Source organism: Streptococcus sp. 210928-DFI.4.42 (assembly GCF_020554365.1).
In the GTDB taxonomy this organism is placed as follows: Bacteria; Bacillota; Bacilli; order Lactobacillales; family Streptococcaceae; genus Streptococcus; species Streptococcus parasanguinis_S.
Map to the genome: position 1 here is coordinate 1 of NZ_JAJCHF010000032.1, position 18,195 is coordinate 18,195.

The 18,195-nt window shown below is 43.7% G+C and carries 19 protein-coding genes; 5 read left to right on the top strand and 14 right to left on the bottom strand.

Annotated features, from left to right (window positions below):
- Positions 1-65: 65 nt before the first annotated feature.
- From LIZ08_RS09570 to LIZ08_RS09610, 9 genes are all read right to left on the bottom strand, one after another.
- On the bottom strand, positions 66-476 hold the full coding sequence (locus tag LIZ08_RS09570) for an SP_0198 family lipoprotein (protein ID WP_070675840.1): 411 nt from the start codon (positions 474-476) through the stop codon (positions 66-68).
- A 76-nt stretch (positions 477-552) separates the two neighbouring features.
- Complete coding sequence (locus LIZ08_RS09575) at positions 553-1,785, bottom strand: bifunctional folylpolyglutamate synthase/dihydrofolate synthase (protein WP_070675841.1); 1,233 nt, start codon at positions 1,783-1,785, stop codon at positions 553-555.
- A 207-nt stretch (positions 1,786-1,992) separates the two neighbouring features.
- Positions 1,993-2,298 carry a DUF1292 domain-containing protein gene (locus tag LIZ08_RS09580; RefSeq protein WP_003001941.1) on the bottom strand — a complete coding sequence of 102 codons (306 nt, stop codon included), beginning with the start codon at positions 2,296-2,298 and terminating at the stop codon, positions 1,993-1,995.
- A 22-nt stretch (positions 2,299-2,320) separates the two neighbouring features.
- The gene (gene ruvX, locus LIZ08_RS09585) at positions 2,321-2,740 is read right to left on the bottom strand and encodes a Holliday junction resolvase RuvX (RefSeq protein WP_003014525.1); all 420 of its coding nucleotides are present in this window, start codon (positions 2,738-2,740) and stop codon (positions 2,321-2,323) included.
- A complete protein-coding gene (locus LIZ08_RS09590; RefSeq protein WP_003002070.1) occupies positions 2,740-3,006 on the bottom strand; it encodes an IreB family regulatory phosphoprotein in 267 nt (88 codons plus the stop codon). Before LIZ08_RS09590 ends, ruvX begins: the two co-directional genes overlap by 1 nt.
- Before the next feature lie 124 nt (positions 3,007-3,130).
- Positions 3,131-3,727 carry an SP0191 family lipoprotein gene (locus LIZ08_RS09595; RefSeq protein ID WP_031576799.1) on the bottom strand — a complete coding sequence of 199 codons (597 nt, stop codon included), beginning with the start codon at positions 3,725-3,727 and terminating at the stop codon, positions 3,131-3,133.
- 135 nt (positions 3,728-3,862) lie between these two features.
- Entirely contained in the window at positions 3,863-4,261 is a 399-nt protein-coding gene (gene spx, locus LIZ08_RS09600) for a transcriptional regulator Spx (RefSeq protein ID WP_003009108.1), read from the bottom strand.
- Between the two features lie 87 nt (positions 4,262-4,348).
- Positions 4,349-5,494 carry a recombinase RecA gene (gene recA / locus LIZ08_RS09605; protein WP_024054712.1) on the bottom strand — a complete coding sequence of 382 codons (1,146 nt, stop codon included), beginning with the start codon at positions 5,492-5,494 and terminating at the stop codon, positions 4,349-4,351.
- 120 nt (positions 5,495-5,614) lie between these two features.
- Positions 5,615-6,883, bottom strand: a complete 1,269-nt coding sequence (locus tag LIZ08_RS09610) for a competence/damage-inducible protein A (RefSeq protein WP_070464711.1) — start codon at positions 6,881-6,883, stop codon at positions 5,615-5,617.
- A gap of 360 nt (positions 6,884-7,243) precedes the next feature.
- Here LIZ08_RS09610 and LIZ08_RS09615 point away from each other — a divergent pair, with 360 nt between their 5' ends.
- On the top strand, positions 7,244-8,275 hold the full coding sequence (locus LIZ08_RS09615; protein WP_227038754.1) for a S66 peptidase family protein: 1,032 nt from the start codon (positions 7,244-7,246) through the stop codon (positions 8,273-8,275).
- Positions 8,276-8,486: 211 nt separating this feature from the next.
- Here the strand turns inward: LIZ08_RS09615 and LIZ08_RS09620 are convergent, their stop codons facing one another.
- The 3 genes from LIZ08_RS09620 to mutL are packed head-to-tail and all read right to left on the bottom strand — an operon-like array spanning position 8,487 to position 11,620.
- A complete protein-coding gene (locus LIZ08_RS09620; protein ID WP_024054967.1) occupies positions 8,487-9,053 on the bottom strand; it encodes a DNA-3-methyladenine glycosylase I in 567 nt (188 codons plus the stop codon).
- A gap of 9 nt (positions 9,054-9,062) precedes the next feature.
- Positions 9,063-9,656 carry a Holliday junction branch migration protein RuvA gene (gene ruvA / locus LIZ08_RS09625; protein WP_155170402.1) on the bottom strand — a complete coding sequence of 198 codons (594 nt, stop codon included), beginning with the start codon at positions 9,654-9,656 and terminating at the stop codon, positions 9,063-9,065.
- Positions 9,657-9,676: 20 nt separating this feature from the next.
- On the bottom strand, positions 9,677-11,620 hold the full coding sequence (gene mutL, locus LIZ08_RS09630; RefSeq protein WP_061604440.1) for a DNA mismatch repair endonuclease MutL: 1,944 nt from the start codon (positions 11,618-11,620) through the stop codon (positions 9,677-9,679).
- 248 nt (positions 11,621-11,868) lie between these two features.
- On the opposite strand from mutL, the gene LIZ08_RS09635 reads away from it, so the two are divergent.
- A complete protein-coding gene (locus LIZ08_RS09635) occupies positions 11,869-12,309 on the top strand; it encodes a LytTR family DNA-binding domain-containing protein (RefSeq protein ID WP_155170400.1) in 441 nt (146 codons plus the stop codon).
- On the top strand, positions 12,303-12,758 hold the full coding sequence (locus LIZ08_RS09640; protein WP_024054970.1) for a DUF3021 domain-containing protein: 456 nt from the start codon (positions 12,303-12,305) through the stop codon (positions 12,756-12,758). The genes LIZ08_RS09635 and LIZ08_RS09640 overlap by 7 nt, the downstream gene beginning before the upstream one ends.
- Positions 12,759-12,792: 34 nt before the next feature.
- On the opposite strand, the gene mutS is transcribed toward LIZ08_RS09640, so the two are convergent.
- Both mutS and argR read right to left on the bottom strand, forming a co-directional pair.
- Positions 12,793-15,342: a DNA mismatch repair protein MutS gene (gene mutS / locus LIZ08_RS09645; RefSeq protein ID WP_227038755.1), complete on the bottom strand. Its 2,550-nt coding sequence runs from the start codon at positions 15,340-15,342 to the stop codon at positions 12,793-12,795.
- Positions 15,343-15,451: 109 nt separating this feature from the next.
- On the bottom strand, positions 15,452-15,892 hold the full coding sequence (gene argR / locus LIZ08_RS09650; RefSeq protein WP_023919910.1) for an arginine repressor: 441 nt from the start codon (positions 15,890-15,892) through the stop codon (positions 15,452-15,454).
- A 104-nt stretch (positions 15,893-15,996) separates the two neighbouring features.
- On the opposite strand from argR, the gene argS reads away from it, so the two are divergent.
- Together argS and LIZ08_RS09660 are read left to right on the top strand one after the other, a co-directional pair.
- On the top strand, positions 15,997-17,685 hold the full coding sequence (argS, locus tag LIZ08_RS09655; RefSeq protein ID WP_227038756.1) for an arginine--tRNA ligase: 1,689 nt from the start codon (positions 15,997-15,999) through the stop codon (positions 17,683-17,685).
- A gap of 152 nt (positions 17,686-17,837) precedes the next feature.
- Entirely contained in the window at positions 17,838-18,083 is a 246-nt protein-coding gene (locus tag LIZ08_RS09660) for a MarR family transcriptional regulator (RefSeq protein WP_227038757.1), read from the top strand.
- Positions 18,084-18,195: the final 112 nt, after the last annotated feature.

Genomic DNA, 18,195 nt, shown 5'->3' on the forward strand with positions numbered 1-18,195 from the left:
TGGGACGACGAAATCGAATTCTAACGAATTACCGATTTCTGTCCCACTCTCTCTTGTTTCGTCCCTTATTGCTTGGTCAAAACGATAATCCCTTGATCATCCTCTGCTTGCTCTAGGTCTTCTAGCGACAACTGATCTCCTTCGATCCGATAGCGATAAGGCTCATCCCCGATACGCATGGATTGATTGACCGGATCAATGCTGACCTCTTTGGTCTCTTCTTCTCCATCAGCATCTTGTACCGTAAACGTGCCTTTTCGCCCCGTCACAACTAAGAGAATCGTATTTTCCTCGTCCTGTCCTCGATAACTGCCATCTATGGACACTCCTTCTTTCTGTTCTTCACTCGCCGAAGTCATAGTCTGTGATGAAGTTGACGTCTGTTTGCTCGAAGTCTGTGTTGCTTTTTCTTGCTGGCTACAAGCAGTCAGGAAAAGAGCTACCGCCAAGGTCAGTATAGACATGATTTTTTTCATTAAGATCGACTCCTTTCGCCATAACCGTATACTATCTACCACCAGTATACGCCAAGAAAGTCTTTAGGTCAATTGTTTACCCCTCTAATAAAAATGCCCTTACTTCTGCAATAAAATACAAGGAACCTGTCACAAATAAAACCTCATCTGGATGGCTCTGATCCATAAACTCTTTGATATAGGCCTTGTAGTCAGCCACATAAGGCAGGTCTTGTCGATCACCCTGCGCCACCACTTCACCGTAATGAAAGGTCGTCAAAATCAATTCAGCTTCTGGCAATCCCGCTTGAAGCGTTTGGAGCATCCCACTATAATCTTTTCGTTTGAGAGCACCGAATAAAATCTTCACGCGTTTTCCTGCTAAGCTATTGGCAAACTCAATCAAGCGCAACATAGCATGAGGATTATGAGCGCCATCCAGATACACCTGGTCTCCAAACAACTCTAGACGTCCCGGCCACCGCGTCTCTTGCAAGGCGTGCTTGACCTGATCTATATCCACTTCTTGATCTAGACCTTCCATATAGAGGAGAAAGGCCTCCAGAGCTACTGCAGCATTTTCCCGTTGGTAATCACCCTTCAAGCCCAGAGACGGCAAGACAAGTTCCACACGTTCATTCCAAAAGCGATCCTGCTCTATGCCAAAATCTTTCTGGAAGGCGTGGAGACCCACAGCCAATTGCTCCGCTTTTTCTTGACAAACAGCTATAGCATCATCCGATAAGGGACCCACCACAGCTTTCTTGCCCTTCTTAAAGATTCCTGCCTTTTGCTGGGCGATTTCCGCAATCGTCCCTCCCAGTGTTTCCTGGTGATCCAGGCCAACCGAAGTGATCACTGCGATCTCTCCCGTCACTACATTGGTCGTATCTAGAAGCCCACCGATGCCAACTTCCAACAAGACTACATCCACAGCTTGTTCCTTAAAATACAAGAGGGCCATGAGGCAGATAATCTCAAAATAAGAGAGTTGGTCCTGGGTTTGAAGCAAGGTCTGCTCCATTTGTTGAACTTCTTGACCAATCCGAGTAAAATCTTCATCTGAAATCGGCTGATCCCCAATACAAATCCGATCATGGATACTGATCATATGAGGAGAGGTAAAGGTCCCAACCTTCTTTCCGTGAGCCATCAATAATTGACGCAGAAAGGCGATTGTGGATCCCTTCCCATTGGTTCCTGTCACATGAAGGATCGGGTAAGCCTTATCTGGCCTCCCTAAAAGGCTCACTGCCTGCTCCATACGATCCAGTCCCGATCGAAAATTCAGACCGATCCGACTATTCATCCATTGCTCAATCTTATTCACATCTTCCTCCTAAAAGAAAAAAGCGACAAAACCTCTTCTGACGTTTGCGCTCCTTTCTTTTGTAGTTATTTCTTTCTCATTTTTACAGCAAGTCCATCGGACTTCCTGCTTTTTCTTGTTTCTTGAAGCAGGGCTAAAAACGTCCCCCGGACTTACCAACTCTTTCCAATTTCTTGGAGTTGGGGTAAAAACATCCAGTGGATGTTTTTACTCCTCCATGAAGCTGTTGAAGACTTCTTCGATCATATCCCATTCTGCATCTGAGTCTTCTGGGATTGGTTGAAGGTCGCCTTCTGTTCCGTCTTCGTTTTCTGTAAATGAATAAGCTTGGATTTCAACTTCGCCGTTTTCATCTTCTTCTGCATTTGCAGGGATCAAAAGGACATAGTTTTTCCCAAATTCTTCTTTGCCATCAATGGTCAAAAGAATTTCAAACAAGGTTTCATTTCCTTGTTCGTCCACCAATGTGATTAATTCACGTTCTTCATGGTCGTGGTTATGATCATGTGCCATACTATTCTTCCTCGTTTTCTTTCTAAAAATTGCGATCTAAATAATTTTGTAAAATAAGCTGCGCCGCTAACTTATCAATAACTTTTTTGCGTTTGCTACGGCTAATATCTGCTTGCTCAATCAACATCCGCTCTGCAGCAACTGTCGTCAACCGTTCGTCTTGGTAGTCGACTGGCAACCCAAACTTTTCAGCAATCATCGTGCCGTAAGCCTGACTGGCTTCCACACGTGGTCCGCTGGTATTGTTCATGTTTTTCGGCAAGCCCACAACAAAACGGTCCACCTTGTATTGAGCTACTAATTCGGCTAAGCGCTCCAAACCGAATTCTTTTTTGTCTTCATCGATTTGGATGATTTCAAGACCCTGAGCTGTAAAACCGAGAGGATCACTCACAGCAACCCCGACAGTCTTTGAGCCAACATCCAATCCCATAATTCTCATTAGAGGTCTATTCCTTGCCCTTTCAAATAATAACGTACCAATTCTTCCACGATCTCGTCTCGTTCATATTTACGAATTTGGTTCCGTGCATTATTATAACGAGGTACATAGGCAGGATCACCACTGAGTACGTATCCTACGATTTGATTAATTGGATTGTAGCCTTTTTCATCCAGTGACAAGTAAACATCTTTCAAGGTCTCGCTAATTTCCTTACGATTTGAATCATCAAGATTAAAACGTACTGTTTCATCTGTAAATCCCACAAGAACACCCTCTTTCCTTAGAATATTACTATTATACCATAATCAAGAGTTTTCCACAACGGTCAAGCCCTTGATTTTACAGCTTTTTCAAGCATTTTTGAGCTATTTCAGTTAAACTGTTTTTTTATTTTTGCTCACTTGCTCCAGCATTGATGAGATTGTCCGCAAATTGACTCGGTGTCAGCTTCAACAACTCTGGTAAGTGATTGTTTTTGAAGTAGGTCATACCTTCAGCCTTCTTCACATCCATCGCTTCAAAGTCATAGGTGATGGTTACCTTGTATTCATTCTCATTTTCCAAGGTCAAATCAGCTGTGAAACCTGGCACTGTCAAAGCTTCTTTAAAGGCATCATCCTTATTAAAGGATTCTCTCAATTGCTTTTGCGCTTCCTCTACTCCAACCTGTTGGATCCCTTTTTTCAACTCCTCATCGGTTGCCGTCACATTGATGGTCTCCAATTTTTTAAAGGTATTCCCCACATAGGTGACGATTTGCGTCTGTTGTGTCCCCTTGTCATCTTTTGGAAAGACAAAGGTTCTAGTGATGACTTTATTTTCTTCAGCTTTTTGCAGGATACTCTTATTATCCTTTTGCAGTTGCTCTGCTTTTGCTTGGATTGCCTTTTGTTCACTTGAATTTGGCGTTTTCGCTTGTTTTTTTTGACCGCATCCAGTCAAACACAAGGCAAGTGCACCCAATAAGAAGATTTTCCTTTTCATTTTCCATTCCTTACTAGTTATTGTTTTCTAAAATATTGTATCATAGATTTGGTAAAATGGCGCAGTAAACTGCTTTCCATTTCGATTTTTAACAAGAAAAAATCAGAAACAAATTGTTTCTGATTTTCAATCGTTTTAAAGAGCTGCACGCATCCGCGCTTCTGCATTTTCTACATTTCGAACTGATCGTGGCAAGAAGGCACGAATATCATCTTCTTTGTAGCCCACTTGGAGACGTTTGTCATCTACCAAGATCGGACTTTTAAGAATACGAGGTGTTTCCATGATGATGTCAATGACTTCATTGACACTCAAGTCTTCAATGTCCACTCCTAGATTTTTAGCGTATCGATTTTTTGAAGAGACAATACTTGCCACTCCATTTTCAGTCTTTGTAAGGATATCCAATAATTCTTCTTTGGTGATCCCTTCCTTACCGAGGTTTTGTTCTTTATAGGTTAGCTGATGAGCGTTGAGCCAAGTCTTTGCTTTTTTACAGCTGGTGCAACTTGACACTGTATAAATTTTAATCATGCCTGCACTCCTTTCGCTACACGATAATACTATCGTATTAAATTATAACACAAAAACCATCAGTCTAGCGACCTATTTTGAAAAAAATTAATCTTCAATTTCAATCGCGTCATCTAAATCTAGAGTTACTTCTTCTACGACAGGAGCTGCTTCTTCAGTTTTATCAAGGGTTTTCACTGCTTCGTCTTCTTCGATCAAACCAAAATGAACCCGAACCTTGTGGTCGATTTCGTCAAAAATTTCTGGGTGGTCAGCCAAGAATTTCTTAGCATTTTCAGATCCTTGACCAATTTTTTCGCCATTATAGGAGTACCACGCACCCGCTTTTTGGATGATATCCAAATCTGTTGCAATCTTCACCAATTCACCTGTACGTGAAATTCCTTCCCCGTACATGATTTCAACCATGGCTTCTTTGAATGGTGGAGCTACCTTGTTCTTCACAACCTTGATCTTGGTTTCCTTACCAACGTTGGTATCTTTTTGGTCCCCAGTCCCCTTGATTTGAGTATTTCCACGAACATCTAGACGGACAGAAGCGTAGAATTTCAGGGCACGACCACCAGGTGTGGTTTCAGGGTTCCCAAACATGACCCCAACTTTTTCACGCAATTGGTTGATAAAGATAGCAATGGTCTTGGTCTTGTTAATAGAAGCTCCAAGCTTACGCATCGCTTGGCTCATCATCCGCGCTTGCAAACCAACGTGGCTATCCCCGATATCGCCATCGATTTCTGCGCGTGGGACCAAGGCCGCAACAGAGTCGATAACGACCAAATCAACGGCACCAGAGTCAATCAATTTACCAGCAATTTCAAGTCCTTGTTCTCCTGAGTCTGGTTGAGACAAGAGGAGTTCATCAATATTAACCCCAAGAGCTGCAGCATAAGATGGGTCCAAGGCATGCTCGGCATCGATAAAGGCAGCAATGCCTCCTTCTTTCTGTGCTTGCGCTACTGCATGGAGGGCAACGGTTGTTTTACCAGATGATTCTGGACCATAGATTTCGATGATCCGACCTTTTGGATAACCACCAGCACCCAAGGCAATATCAAGCGCCAAGGAACCAGAGCTCATGACTTGAACTTTTTGCTCTGCGCGTTCACCCAAACGCATGATGGATCCTTTACCAAAGTCTTTTTCGATTAACTTCAGGGCATCGTTGAGCGCTTTTTCACGCTCGTCTCCAAATTTCTTAGAGATATCATCTAATTTTTTCTGTTTTTTCGCCATTCTTTTCTCCTATGTTTTTGCTATACAGGAAATACATGCAACTCACTGACGTTTTCCGTCCTTTGAAAGGCACATTTCCTATCCATCTTTAGAATTATTCTTCATTTGGCACAAGCTTCATTATACCAAATTTTCACCATTTAATACAGCCAAGCGCACCAAATTAAAGGCATGAAGGACTGCAATTTCGCGGACATCAGCTCGGCTACGTCCGGCGATATTGACTTGGACACTATCCACTCCATTTGGAGTCGCAAGTCCGATAAAGACGGTCCCTGCTGGGTGCCCTTCTAGACTATCTGGCCCCGCAACTCCGGTCAGGCTAACACCATAATCGGATCCTGTTAACTTACGGGCCTGTGAAGCCATGGCTTGAGCTGTAAAATGAGACACCACTCCATGTTGCTCTAACTCTTGAGCTGGAATAGACAACATCTTGCTTTTTTCTTCCAAACTATAGGTGACAAAACCACCCGCGAAGATGCTGGACGCCCCTGAAAAATCTGCCAAAGTCGCTTGGAACAGGCCAGCCGTCAGGCTTTCTGCAGCTGTAATGGTCTTACCAGTCCCTTTCAAGAGATCAAAGGCAACCTTGGCCATCGAATTGTCATCTCCATAACCGTAAAACAACTCTTGCAAGGGTTGATGATCCAGAGTATGACGGGATAAGATTTCCTTTTCTAAGACATCGAGCTTCGCATCCGCTGAGGCTTGATCCTTCGCCTTTGTAGATAGACGCAAGGTTACTTCTCCCGTCTTGGCATAAGGGGCAACCGTCGGATCACTCTGCTTTTCAATGATATCTGCTAGGATCGTAACTAGCTGGCTTTCCCCAATCCCAAAGAAGCGCAAGACTCTTGAAAAAAGCTCTTCCCCTGTTGTCAAATGAGGCACCAATTGTTCATTGACCATGGGTTTTAACTCACTTGGTGGACCAGGTAGAACGACATAGGTCACACCATTGACTTCAATCAAACCTCCAACCGCGAGACCTGTACGGTTTTGAAGGGGGATTGAACCGGCAATCAATTGTGCTTGTCGCTCATTATTGGGCGTCCGGACATAATCAGGGCGACTTGCAAAGAAGGTGTCGAGTTTGGCAAGCGCTGTCGGATCAAAAACCAGTTCTTTCCCTAAAAACTTAGCAAGGGTTTGCTTGGTCAAATCATCCTCTGTTGGCCCAAGTCCACCACATAAAATCACCAAATCACTGCGTTTTGAAGCTGTCTCAATGGTCGAGAAGAGACGACCTTCATTGTCTCCTACCGCCACATGATAATAGACATCAATCCCTAAACTAGCTAATTTTTCAGACAAGAATTGCGCATTGGTATTGACAATCTGTCCTGTGAGAATTTCGGTTCCCACTGCAATGATCTCTGCTTTCATAACGCCTCCACTTATACTATTCGTAATTTTCATTTCATTTTAACACAATTTCCTAAATTATTTAAAAAACAGATTGAAGATAAAGTCCATTTTAGGTAACTTTCTTCAATCTGTTTCTTTTAGAGTATTAAGTAAAAAACTTTTATAAATACCGTTACATCAAAATTCCTAAGAGATTTAACTATTTGGTAACCAACTTCTAAAAGGTCTATTTTCTATTGTCGATAGAGCTTGTCTATATTTCGAGAGTTTTTTTCTATTGCTTTATTGACATAAAATCGTACCTCTACTCTATTCCTTATATTTTTCTATCATTTTTTGTGATACAATAGTATCAATTTATTTCTAGGAGGATAATATATGACTTCTACTATTGGTATTATAAGTTTATCTAGTGGGATTATCGGAGAAGACTTTGTCAAACACGAAATGGACTTGGGTGTCCAACGTCTCAAGGGCCTCGGACTCAATCCTATCTTTTTACCCCATTCGCTAAAAGGCTTAGACTTTATCAAAGAACATCCTGAAGCTCGTGCGGAGGATTTGATGCAGGCATTTTCTGATGAAAGCATCGACATGATCTTATGCGCCATCGGTGGAGACGATACCTATCGTTTATTGCCTTATCTTTTTGAAAATGACCAACTACAAAAGGTTATCAAACAAAAAATTTTTCTTGGCTTCTCGGATACAACTATGAACCACCTCATGTTGCATAAACTAGGAATCAAGACTTTTTATGGTCAATCCTTTTTAGCAGACATTTGTGAGTTAGACAAAGAAATGTTGCCATACAGCCTCCACTACTTCAAAGAATTGATTGAGACGGGAAGAATCTCGGAAATTCGACCTAGTGACGTTTGGTATGAGGAAAGAACTGACTTCAGTCCCAAAGCTTTGGGAATACCTCGTGTCAGCCATGCAAATACAGGTTTTGACTTGTTACAAGGAACTGCCCAGTTCGAGGGAAAAATCCTCGGTGGTTGCCTCGAATCCCTCTACGATATCTTTGACAACTCTCGATATGTAGACAGTACAGAGCTCTGCCAAAAGTACAGACTCTTCCCTGACTTATCCGACTGGAAAGGAAAGATTCTATTGCTAGAAACAAGTGAAGAAAAGCCTGAACCTGATGATTTCAAAAAAATGTTGCAGGCTTTAAAAGAAACTGGGATATTTGAAGTCATCAGTGGACTCTTGGTCGGAAAACCTATGGATGAAACTTTCTATAACGACTATAAAGAGGCACTATTGGATATCATTGACAGCAATACCCCGATTGTCTATAATCTAAACGTTGGTCATGCCACACCAAGAGCAATTGTTCCCTTTGGAGTCCACGCCCATGTAGATGCAACGGAGCAAGTCATTCGCTTTGACTATAACAAATAAGAGGCTGGGACAAAAGTCCTAGCCTCTTATTTATCTTTGGATTGTCGAGCAAGACGCAGTGGTTGAGTGGGCTCTACTACGCTGATTTCATCAGCTTTTACAGCCCTACTCAACTGTGCGGAGGTGGGACGACGAAATCGAATTCTAACGAATTACCGATTTCTGTCCCACTCTCTTTTTCTATATTCTCTGATGTTCTAGTCATCTAAAGTTACTTATTTCCACTTTTCCATTCACAATCATTCTCATGGTCATCAACCAATCCTGCTGCTTGTAGGTAGGATAAAACTGCGACTGGTCCGGTGAACTTAAAACCACGCTTTTTGAGGTCCTTGGCTAGCTTCTCAGAAAGAGCTGTCTTCGCTGGAGCCTGTCGGTAATCTGGAACATCATTGACGATGGTTTTCCCATTGACAAAAGACCAGAGATAGGCATCAAAAGAACCGAATGCTGCCTGGACTTGTAAAAAGGCCTGGGCGTTGGCCCGTGTCGCAAAGATCTTAGCACGATTTCGGATGATGGCTGGATTGTCTAACAAAGTTTCCAACTCCTCATCCGACATCTCTGCAACAGCTTGAAGGTGGTAACCATGAAAAGATTCTCGGAAAGCCTGCCGTTTATTGAGCACCGTTTCCCAAGATAGGCCAGCCTGATAGGTCTCCATACAGAGTAACTCAAAAAGGGCCTGGTCATCATGGAGGGGCCTTCCCCATTCCTCATCATGGTAGGCTACATAGAGAGGGTTGCTCATTTTGACCCAGCCACAGCGTTTTGGCATAGACTTCTCCTATTTCACCAACATCTTAAGGGCAGACTTGATGTAGTTTTCAGCAGTATCAGAAGTTCCTTCAAAGAATTTCTTAATTTTCTTAAGTTCCGTTGCCTTGTAGCCCAATGCCAACATGGCTTCCATAGCTTCTTCAAGGGCTTGGTTTTCTTCTGCAACTTTGGCTTTGGACTGAGCCGGTGCATCTTCTAGATCAAGATTGATCTTACCTTCCAGATCCAAGACCATCTGTTGGGCTGTTTTCTTGCCGATCTTTGGAAACTTGGTCAAGTAGGTAATGTTCTTGCTTTCGATGGCTTGGACAAGGCCTGCATTATCGTCTGCAGCAATGATGGCCAAAGCTGAGACAGGTCCAATCCCAGAGACTGAGATCAAGTTCAAAAAGAGCTTTTTCTCTTCTTCTGTCGCAAAGCCATAGAGCAGGTGAGCGTCTTCACGGACTACTTGATGGAGATAGACTTGCACCTCTTGATTCATTTTACCAGAGTAGGCATAGGGATTGGCCACATGCAAGAGATAGCCCATCCCAGCTGTTTCTACCACAATGTATTTAGCGGTGATTTTCGTTAAAATTCCTTTAATGTATTCGTACATAATCTTCCTTTATTGTTTGATTAATATTTGCCCAATTCCCGTAAACTGGTGTGATTTTCCTGAATGCGTCGGAACATCTTTTCCATATCTGACTTGGTAAAGTTAACCAAGACCGGACGGCCATGAGGGCAGTTATAAGGGTTGTCACATTGGGACAGTTGGTAGATCAGATCCCGTGCAGAGTAATCATCCAGTGTATGATTGGCCTTGATAGAGCGTTTGCAGGACATCATGATGGCCAACTCAGCTCGGTATTTCTTGATGGACACTTCCTTGGTCAAGAGGAGCATGTCACACATCTCATAGATGCCTGACTCGATCTCTTCTTCCTTCATCCAGATCGGATGCTCCCGCAAGATCAACTGGTTAGCTCCGTATTCTTCTAAGTAAACGCCCACTTCTTCTAGAAGGTGCTTGCGCTGTTGCAGGCGGATCAGATCGTCTGTAGGGAACTCAAAGATATAAGGCACCAGCAGTTGTTGCTGACTGCCGTCTACGTCCCCGATGCTCTCCCGGTATTCTTCGTATTTGACCCGCTCTTGGGCCGCGTGCTGGTCAATGATATATAGGCCCCCATTTCCTTGGGCAAAGAGATAGGTTCCATGCATCTGACCAAAATATTCCAATTCTGGGAAGGTCGAATGTTCTTCCCCATCCAACTTATCATAGGCCTTGTCTAGACTAGCCAGATCCAACTCTGGGTGGTCCAGTTCATCATAAACCACAGCCTTTCTTTCCGCAAACTTGATCGCGCTTGTCGGTTTTTCTACTGGGTTTTCTTGGATTCTAGCTTCAGTAGCAGTCTCATCTGCTAGAGGCCGTTGAGGATCTGCCACCTCTGGTCGAAGCTTGAAATCTTGACTCTCTCGGTCATAATAGAGGCGGTTTTCTTTTAAAGGCAGGGTCGTCTGTACTGGCTTTTCTGTTCGACGAATAGTCGACTTGGCTAGATTTTCTAGAGCATCCGGAATCAGGTCCTGCTCTTTCAAAGCGTTCGCAATCGCCTGGGAGATCAAGGCCATTAGTTCTCGTTCTTTGGAGATGCGAACCTCTTGTTTAGTGGGATGAACATTGACATCCGCTAAGTAAGGATCGATCTGGATATTAATGATCGCAAGTGGAAAGCGACCCACCATGAGTTTACTGCCGTAGCCGTCTAAAATAGCTCGATTGAGCAAGAAATTCTTGATGTAACGGCCGTTGATAAAGAGACTGATGTAATTGCGATTTGCACGAGTCAATTCAGGCAAAGACACAAAGCCCGTAACTTCAAAATCTAGGTCGCGATTTTCAATAGCCACCATCTTCTTGGCAGACGCGAGGCCATAGACACCCGCAATCGCTTGCCGGAGATTACCAGTCCCAGCTGTTTTGGTCATTTCTTTTCCATCATTGATCAAGGTAAAGGCAATCTCAGGATGGGCCAAGCTCAAGCGGTTGAGAATATCCACGATATGGGACAACTCTGCCTGCTGGCTCTTTAAATACTTGAGACGAGCAGGGGTATTAAAAAAGAGATCTTCCACTGTGATCTTGGTCCCGACAGGGCTTGTCGCTGGCTCCAATTCCTCAATTTCGCCACCCTTTGCGACCAATTTGGTCCCGTGGGCAGCTCCTTCTTGCGCCGTTAGAAGGGTTAGAATACTGACAGAAGCAATGGAAGGCATGGCCTCACCACGAAAACCAAGCGTTCGAATACGAAAGAGATCCGCTTGACTCTTGATCTTACTGGTCGCATGTCGACGGAGGGCCAAAGCGACCTCATCGTGCGCAATTCCTTCCCCATTGTCTGTGATTCGAATCGACTTCAATCCTGCTTCTTCGATTTCGACAACAATCTGGCTTGCTCCAGCATCGATCGAGTTTTCAACCAATTCCTTGACCACGCTAGCAGGTCGTTCAATCACTTCACCTGCCGCTATCTGATTGGCTAGGACTTCTGGCAATTCAATAATCTGTGACATGTCTGCTCCTTTACCTATTTTTTCACCGATACATGTAGCTCTATTATACCACAGATCCACAAGACTCCCTTTCTTAAAAAATAGAGGCCAGTCCCATCTTCTTCCTAAAAAACCGCATAGGCAAAGAAAATGACCACATAGACAAATCCCCTTGTCTTCCCTTTGGAAAAAGTGTTTAATAGTAGTGTAAAGAAGGGGCCGGGCTAGCAGGCCAACCGACTTTACCCAAAGGAGGGAGAAACGATCTTATGAAAGTTGAAGTACAAATTGATTCCCACTTCCAAGAAGAAGCGGTGATGATCACAGCACCTGCACTGTCTGCGCGTGTAGAGAAAATCCGTGACTTTGTGGAAGAATTGGATCAAAAAGGGCGCTTACGTGCCAAAAAGGATGGGGAAGCTTACCTGATCGAAAGCCAGCTATTCCAACGTTTTTACATTGAAAATCGGCAAGTAATTGGCGAGACTATGACAGATCAATTTATTCTGACTGGGCCACTCTATCAGTTATCTGAAGACTTACCGACCTTCTTTCTCAAAATTTCCCAATCTGAAATTATCAACACAAAAGAAATCGATCACCTGCACTTTACCAGTGGAGGATCAGTGCAAATCTATCTTAAAAACGGGAGTCTGACCTACTCCTCCCGTCGTTACTTGAAAGCCATTAAGGAGAAATTATCATGCTAAAACAATCTTTTTCTGACGCCCTGAAAGGGATTCTCATTGGGCTCATCCTATCCATCTTCTTTTCCTATCTCTTCTCACCTGAGTTGTACCTTCCCTTAAGTCCCAACTCTGCAGTCGGTCGCTGGATGTTCTTGCATCATGTTCACGGCTCACTAGTCATGCTCTATTGTGCCCTCGTTTGGGGTGCAATTGGGGTCCTCTTTAGCTTCGGAAGTCTCCTCTTTCAAAAAGACTGGAGCCTCTTACGGGCTACTCTGAGCCATTACCTACTCATGTTACTTGGTTTTATTCCTCTGGCTACTTTGGCCGGCTGGTTTCCAGCACGACTCGGATTTTACCTCTCACTCGTTGTCGAATTCACCCTCGTTTACGTGATCATCTGGTTGGTCTCCCATCATTTTTATAAAAAACAAGTCCAAGAAATCAACCAAAGCATTGCTAACCACTAAGCAAAAAGATCCTCGCCGTCACGAGGATCTTCTTTTATAATTTCTTTTTCAATTCGGCGACTGCCATCATGACTTCCATGGGAGTCATATTGTAGAGATCCAGATTCTTCAATTCTGTGATCACCGTATTTTCTGTCTCTTCCTCAAAAAGGGACATTTGTTCAGCAACCTGCGAAGACACTTCCTTTTTAGGATTTGCATCCGCAAGCGGTACTTGCTGGGCTTGTCCTTCGAGCTTGGTCAAAATCGCATCCGCCCGCTTCAATAATTCTTCTGGCAAACCAGCGATCTTGGCCACGTGAATCCCATAGGACTTATCTGCTGGGCCGGGTTCAATCTTGTGCAAGAAGGTAACCTGACTATCTCGCTCCAAGGTCGCAACATGAACATTTTCCAAACGGGACAAGGTCTCTGAGAGAGCCGTCAACTCATGGTAATGGGTCGCAAACAAGGTTTTGGCACCGGTTCGATCGTGAATGTATTCGATGATGGATTGGGCGAGAGCCATCCCATCATAGGTCGCCGTTCCCCGTCCCAACTCATCAAACAAAATCAAGGACTGGGTCGTTGCCTTGCGAATGGCGTGATTGGCCTCCATCATTTCCACCATGAAGGTAGACTGCCCCGATACCAGGTCATCAGCAGCTCCGATTCGGGTATAAATCGCATCAAAGATTGGCAACTCGGCCTTTTGCGCGGGTACATAGGAGCCAATTTGGGCAAGAATCACAATGATCGCCAATTGGCGCATATAGGTAGACTTCCCGCTCATATTTGGCCCCGTAATCAGCTGAATATCCCGTTCTTCATCCATAAAGATGCTATTAGGAATATAGGACTGGGCTCCCATCACTTTCTCAACAACCGGATGGCGACCTTTGTCGATCGCGATTCGCCGCTCTTCATGAAAGAGGGGACGATTCAACTGTTGTGACTCAGCGACACTGGCTAAACTTTGTAAAACATCAACCGTCGCAATTGCCTGAGCTAATTGTTGGAGACGTTGGATATACTTGCCAACTTCTTCCCGAATCCGCATAAAAATCGTATATTCCAGATTAGCAGACTTCTCACGCGCCTCTAGCATATCTCCTTCGATGCGTGCCAATTCCTCCGTACCAAAGCGTTCTGAATTTTTCAAGGTCGCCTTGCGGAAAAAGTGAGCAGGCACATGGCTCAATTGAGAATTGGTGACATGGAAATAGTAGCCATCCTTCTTGTTGTAATCGATTTTTAGACCTGTAATGCCACTGGCTTCGCGCTCCTTGGCCTCAATCTCAGCAATCCAACCAGTACCATCCCGAAGAACGACACGGTACTGGTCCAATTGCTCGTCAAAACCTGTACGGATGATATTTCCCTCTGTAATAACAGCAGACGCTTCCGGAGCAATAGCTGAGGTAATCAAGCGGTGCAATTCAGGAAGTTCATCCAAGCGTGCAATTAAGACATCTAAGACTGGATCACCAATCCCCAGTAGAATCGACTTGATCGTCGGCACATGCCCCAGAGTATCTCCTAGCTGCAAGAGATCCTTAGGGTTGATCTTGCCAAAGGAAACCCGACTCGCTAAGCGTTCAATGTCATAGACCCCTTTGAGGCTGTCGGTCAAATCGCTCCGTTCAAAGAAATGATCCATAAAGACCTGAATGATGTCCTGGCGCTCTCGAATCCGTTTCAAATCGACTAAGGGTTTCTGAATCCAGGACCGCAACAAACGACCACCCATGGCCGTCTTGGTTTCATCCAAATACCAATACAAGCTACCATGTTTCTTCCCAGTTCGCGCATTCTCTGTCAAATCAAGACTAGCTTTGGTCGCAAAGTCCATCTGCAAGAAATCGCAAATCTCATAATGATGGGCTTTTTTGAGGTGGCTCAATTCCCGCATTTGTGTCTGGTGGACATACTGGAGAAGTTTCCCAGCTGTTTCCTTTTCGAGCTCACTCAACTGATCCCCTAAGAGTTGAACATCGTCGAGCGCCGTCTCTACATGTGACAACAAGAGATTCATCTGGCTCACAAACACACGCTCTTCCTGTTCTGGCAACTCATAACCCAGGACCACCTCACGCGCACGTAAATTGCGGATTTCTCCACAAACCATGCTAAAGTCATTGAGGGTCGTCACCTGAAACTCCCCTGTCACCAGATCCATATAGGCTAGCCCATACTCATTTCCTGAACGATCCAAAGCAACCAGGAAGTTGTTCTCACTATCTGGCTTGGTCGAATCCACCACTGTACCCGGCGTAATCACCTGTACGACTTCACGCTTAACGACCCCCTTGGCTTCTTTGGGGTCTTCCATTTGTTCTGCAATCGCGACCTTATACCCCTGTTCAATGAGAACATCAATATACTGCTGGGCCGAGTGGTAGGGAACACCCGCCATAGGGATCGGATTCTCTGCATTTTTATTCCGTGAGGTTAAGGAAATCTCTAAAATTTGAGCTGCATTCACTGCATCTTCATAAAATAATTCGTAAAAATCTCCCATTCGAAACAGCAAAAAGGCATCCGGATAGTCTTTTTTGATATCTAGATACTGCTGCATTCCAGGGGATATTTTTTCTACTGTCATACTTCTTTATTCCTTACTCTTGCATCATTTTCTGACGCAAGCCCCATAGATGAAAACAGGAGTAGATAGCTCACTATCTTCCTCCTTTTGACATCTTAACAGGGCTTGATTACTGCATCATCCCTAAAATTTCATTTTGAATTTCAATGGCTGCCTCTTGGTCACGGCAGACAATCAAGAGGGTATTGGCCCCTGCTACTGTTCCCAAAATACGCTCATCTGACATTTCATCTACACCATTGGCCAAGAGAGCTGCTTCTCCTAGCTCTGTCCGCAAAACCAAGGTGAATTCTGCTCGTGAGACTGACTTGGCGTGGCTGGACAACATAATATAAATCTCCGCCACCTCAGGCTCATTTGGCAAAATATAATACAACTGGTCTTTTCGTTTCACCTTGACTAGACCCAGATCGCGCAAATCTCGTGACAGAGTTGTTTGCGTTACAGCAATTCCTTTTGCTTCTAATCGATCCTGAATCTCTTTTTGAGTCGACAATTTTTCATTTCGAATCATTTGTTGAATCAAAAGGTGACGTTCTGTCTTTTTCATTGGACCTCCACTTTTGAATAAATATACTTTAAATTATACCAAAAAAATTGAAAATTCGCTCAGAATTGTGTTAAAATAATAGTTAAAAGGACTAAGGAGCTAATATGAACAATAAAGAACTCATTGCTAGTGAATTGGCCAAAGTGATTGACTCTCTTGACCAAGATGCTATTTTAAATTTGCTTGAACAACCAAAATCATCTGATCTTGGTGACATTGCTTTTCCAGCCTTCTCACTTGCAAAAGTGGAACGCAAGGCTCCTCAAGCAATCGCTGCAGATATTGCTGAAAAGATCGACCAAAGCGCCTTCGAAAAAGTCGTTGCAACTGGACCTTACGTGAACTTCTTCTTAGACAAATCTAAGATCTCTGATCAAGTAATCAAGTCCGTCATCGAAGCAGGGGCAGACTACGGTCAACAAGACGAAGGTCATGGCCAAAACATTACCATCGACCTTTCAAGTCCAAATATTGCAAAACCATTCTCAGTTGGTCACTTGCGCTCAACCGTTATCGGGGATGCTCTTTCAAACATCTTCCGCAAAATGGGCTACAACACGATTAAAATCAACCACTTGGGAGACTGGGGTAAACAGTTCGGTCTCTTGATGGTAGCCTACAAAAAATGGGGTAGTAAGGAAGCTGTCGAAGCCAACCCAATCGATGAATTGCTAAAACTTTACGTTCGTATCAACGCTGAAATCGAAAACGATCCTGAGCTTGATGATGAAGGACGTCTCTGGTTCAAGAAACTGGAAGATGGAGATCCAGAAGCGACTGAGTTGTGGCAATGGTTCCGTGATGAAAGCTTGGTAGAATTCAACCGTATCTACAAACTCCTCGGTGTTGAATTTGACAGCTTAAACGGAGAAGCTTTCTACAATGACAAGATGGATGAAGCTGTCCAAATTCTTGAAGACAAAGGCTTGTTGAAAGAGTCTAAGGGTGCTAGCATCGTTGAGTTGGATGATGTGAACCTTCCACCAGCTATGATTAAGAAATCAGACGGTGCCACTCTTTACATCACGCGTGATATCGCAACCGCTATCTACCGTGCACGGACTTACAACTTTGTGAAAAACATCTATGCTGTAGGTCAAGAACAATCCAACCACTTCCGTCAGTTGAAAGCTGTTCTGAAGAAAATGGGATTTGACTGGAGCGACGATATGGTTCACGTTGACTTTGGTTTGGTGACAAAAAACCGCCAAAAATTGTCAACTCGTAAAGGAAATATCATCCTTCTCGAACCAACTCTTCAAGAAGCCATCTCTCGTGCCAAAGCTCAGATTGAAGAAAAGAATCCTGACCTTGAAAACAAAGAAGAAGTGGCACATGCAGTCGGTGTTGGTGCGGTTAAATTCTACGACTTGAAGACAGACCGTCGCAATGGGTATGACTTCGACCTCGAAGCCATGGTATCCTTTGAAGGAGAAACTGGACCTTACGTTCAATATGCTTACGCTCGTATCCAATCAATCCTTCGCAAAGCCAACTTCACACCATCTACAGATGCAACTTACAGCTTGAGCGATCCTGAAAGCTGGGAAATCATCAAGCTTCTCCAAGACTTCTCTCGTGTTGTCAAACGTGCCGCTGAAAACTATGATCCATCTTTGATCGCAAAATATGCCATCAACTTGGCTCAGGCCTTCAACAAATACTATGCACACACTCGTATCTTGGATGAAAGCCCAGAACGCGAAAGCCGTCTTGCTCTTAGCTACTCAACAGCAGTAGTCTTAAAAGAAGCCCTTCGCTTACTTGGTGTCGATGCACCTGAGAAAATGTAATTTCTTATCTATGATGGATAAGTAGAACATCTCTTATGGGAGTGAGAGGAGAAACTAAATGCGATTCAATTTAGTTCTTTCTCACTCCTTTTCTCATGTCCAATGCCCTTCATTCTCTACATTTTCAGATCCTTTATATACAGGAGAAATCTATGAATCAAACCGTTTACATCTTAATCCTCATCAGTTTAGTGGTCCTCTTTTTATTTAACAAGTACGAAAGAGAAAAACTACAACGGCTCTTACAAGAACAACTCTTGAAAGATCAAAATTTCAAAGATAGCATCAAGGAAAAAATCCAAGAGACCGACAATATCAACGATGTTATCCATGCCATCAATAAAGACTATCGATTGGGTCTCCTACTTGCTAAAGAAATCACTGAAAAATTAAAATAAGCCATAGAAGAGGAGTCATATAAAATGTGACTCCTCTTCTATTCAGTCGCAACAAATAAGAGGCTGGGACAAAAGTCCTAGCCTCTCAATTATTTTTGGATTGTCGAGCAAG

Coding starts and splice junctions, on each gene's coding strand:
- LIZ08_RS09570 (WP_070675840.1), bottom strand. CDS start 476: ATGAAAAAAATCATGTCTATACTGACCTTGGCGGTAGCTCTTTTCCTG.
- spx (WP_003009108.1), bottom strand. CDS start 4,261: ATGATTAAAATTTATACAGTGTCAAGTTGCACCAGCTGTAAAAAAGCA.
- LIZ08_RS09610 (WP_070464711.1), bottom strand. CDS start 6,883: ATGAAAGCAGAGATCATTGCAGTGGGAACCGAAATTCTCACAGGACAG.
- LIZ08_RS09595 (WP_031576799.1), bottom strand. CDS start 3,727: ATGAAAAGGAAAATCTTCTTATTGGGTGCACTTGCCTTGTGTTTGACT.
- LIZ08_RS09640 (WP_024054970.1), top strand. CDS start 12,303: ATGCTAAAACAATCTTTTTCTGACGCCCTGAAAGGGATTCTCATTGGG.
- LIZ08_RS09615 (WP_227038754.1), top strand. CDS start 7,244: ATGACTTCTACTATTGGTATTATAAGTTTATCTAGTGGGATTATCGGA.
- LIZ08_RS09635 (WP_155170400.1), top strand. CDS start 11,869: ATGAAAGTTGAAGTACAAATTGATTCCCACTTCCAAGAAGAAGCGGTG.
- mutL (WP_061604440.1), bottom strand. CDS start 11,620: ATGTCACAGATTATTGAATTGCCAGAAGTCCTAGCCAATCAGATAGCG.
- argS (WP_227038756.1), top strand. CDS start 15,997: ATGAACAATAAAGAACTCATTGCTAGTGAATTGGCCAAAGTGATTGAC.
- recA (WP_024054712.1), bottom strand. CDS start 5,494: ATGGCGAAAAAACAGAAAAAATTAGATGATATCTCTAAGAAATTTGGA.
- ruvX (WP_003014525.1), bottom strand. CDS start 2,740: ATGAGAATTATGGGATTGGATGTTGGCTCAAAGACTGTCGGGGTTGCT.
- LIZ08_RS09660 (WP_227038757.1), top strand. CDS start 17,838: ATGAATCAAACCGTTTACATCTTAATCCTCATCAGTTTAGTGGTCCTC.
- LIZ08_RS09620 (WP_024054967.1), bottom strand. CDS start 9,053: ATGCCAAAACGCTGTGGCTGGGTCAAAATGAGCAACCCTCTCTATGTA.
- LIZ08_RS09580 (WP_003001941.1), bottom strand. CDS start 2,298: ATGGCACATGATCATAACCACGACCATGAAGAACGTGAATTAATCACA.
- ruvA (WP_155170402.1), bottom strand. CDS start 9,656: ATGTACGAATACATTAAAGGAATTTTAACGAAAATCACCGCTAAATAC.
- mutS (WP_227038755.1), bottom strand. CDS start 15,342: ATGACAGTAGAAAAAATATCCCCTGGAATGCAGCAGTATCTAGATATC.
- argR (WP_023919910.1), bottom strand. CDS start 15,892: ATGAAAAAGACAGAACGTCACCTTTTGATTCAACAAATGATTCGAAAT.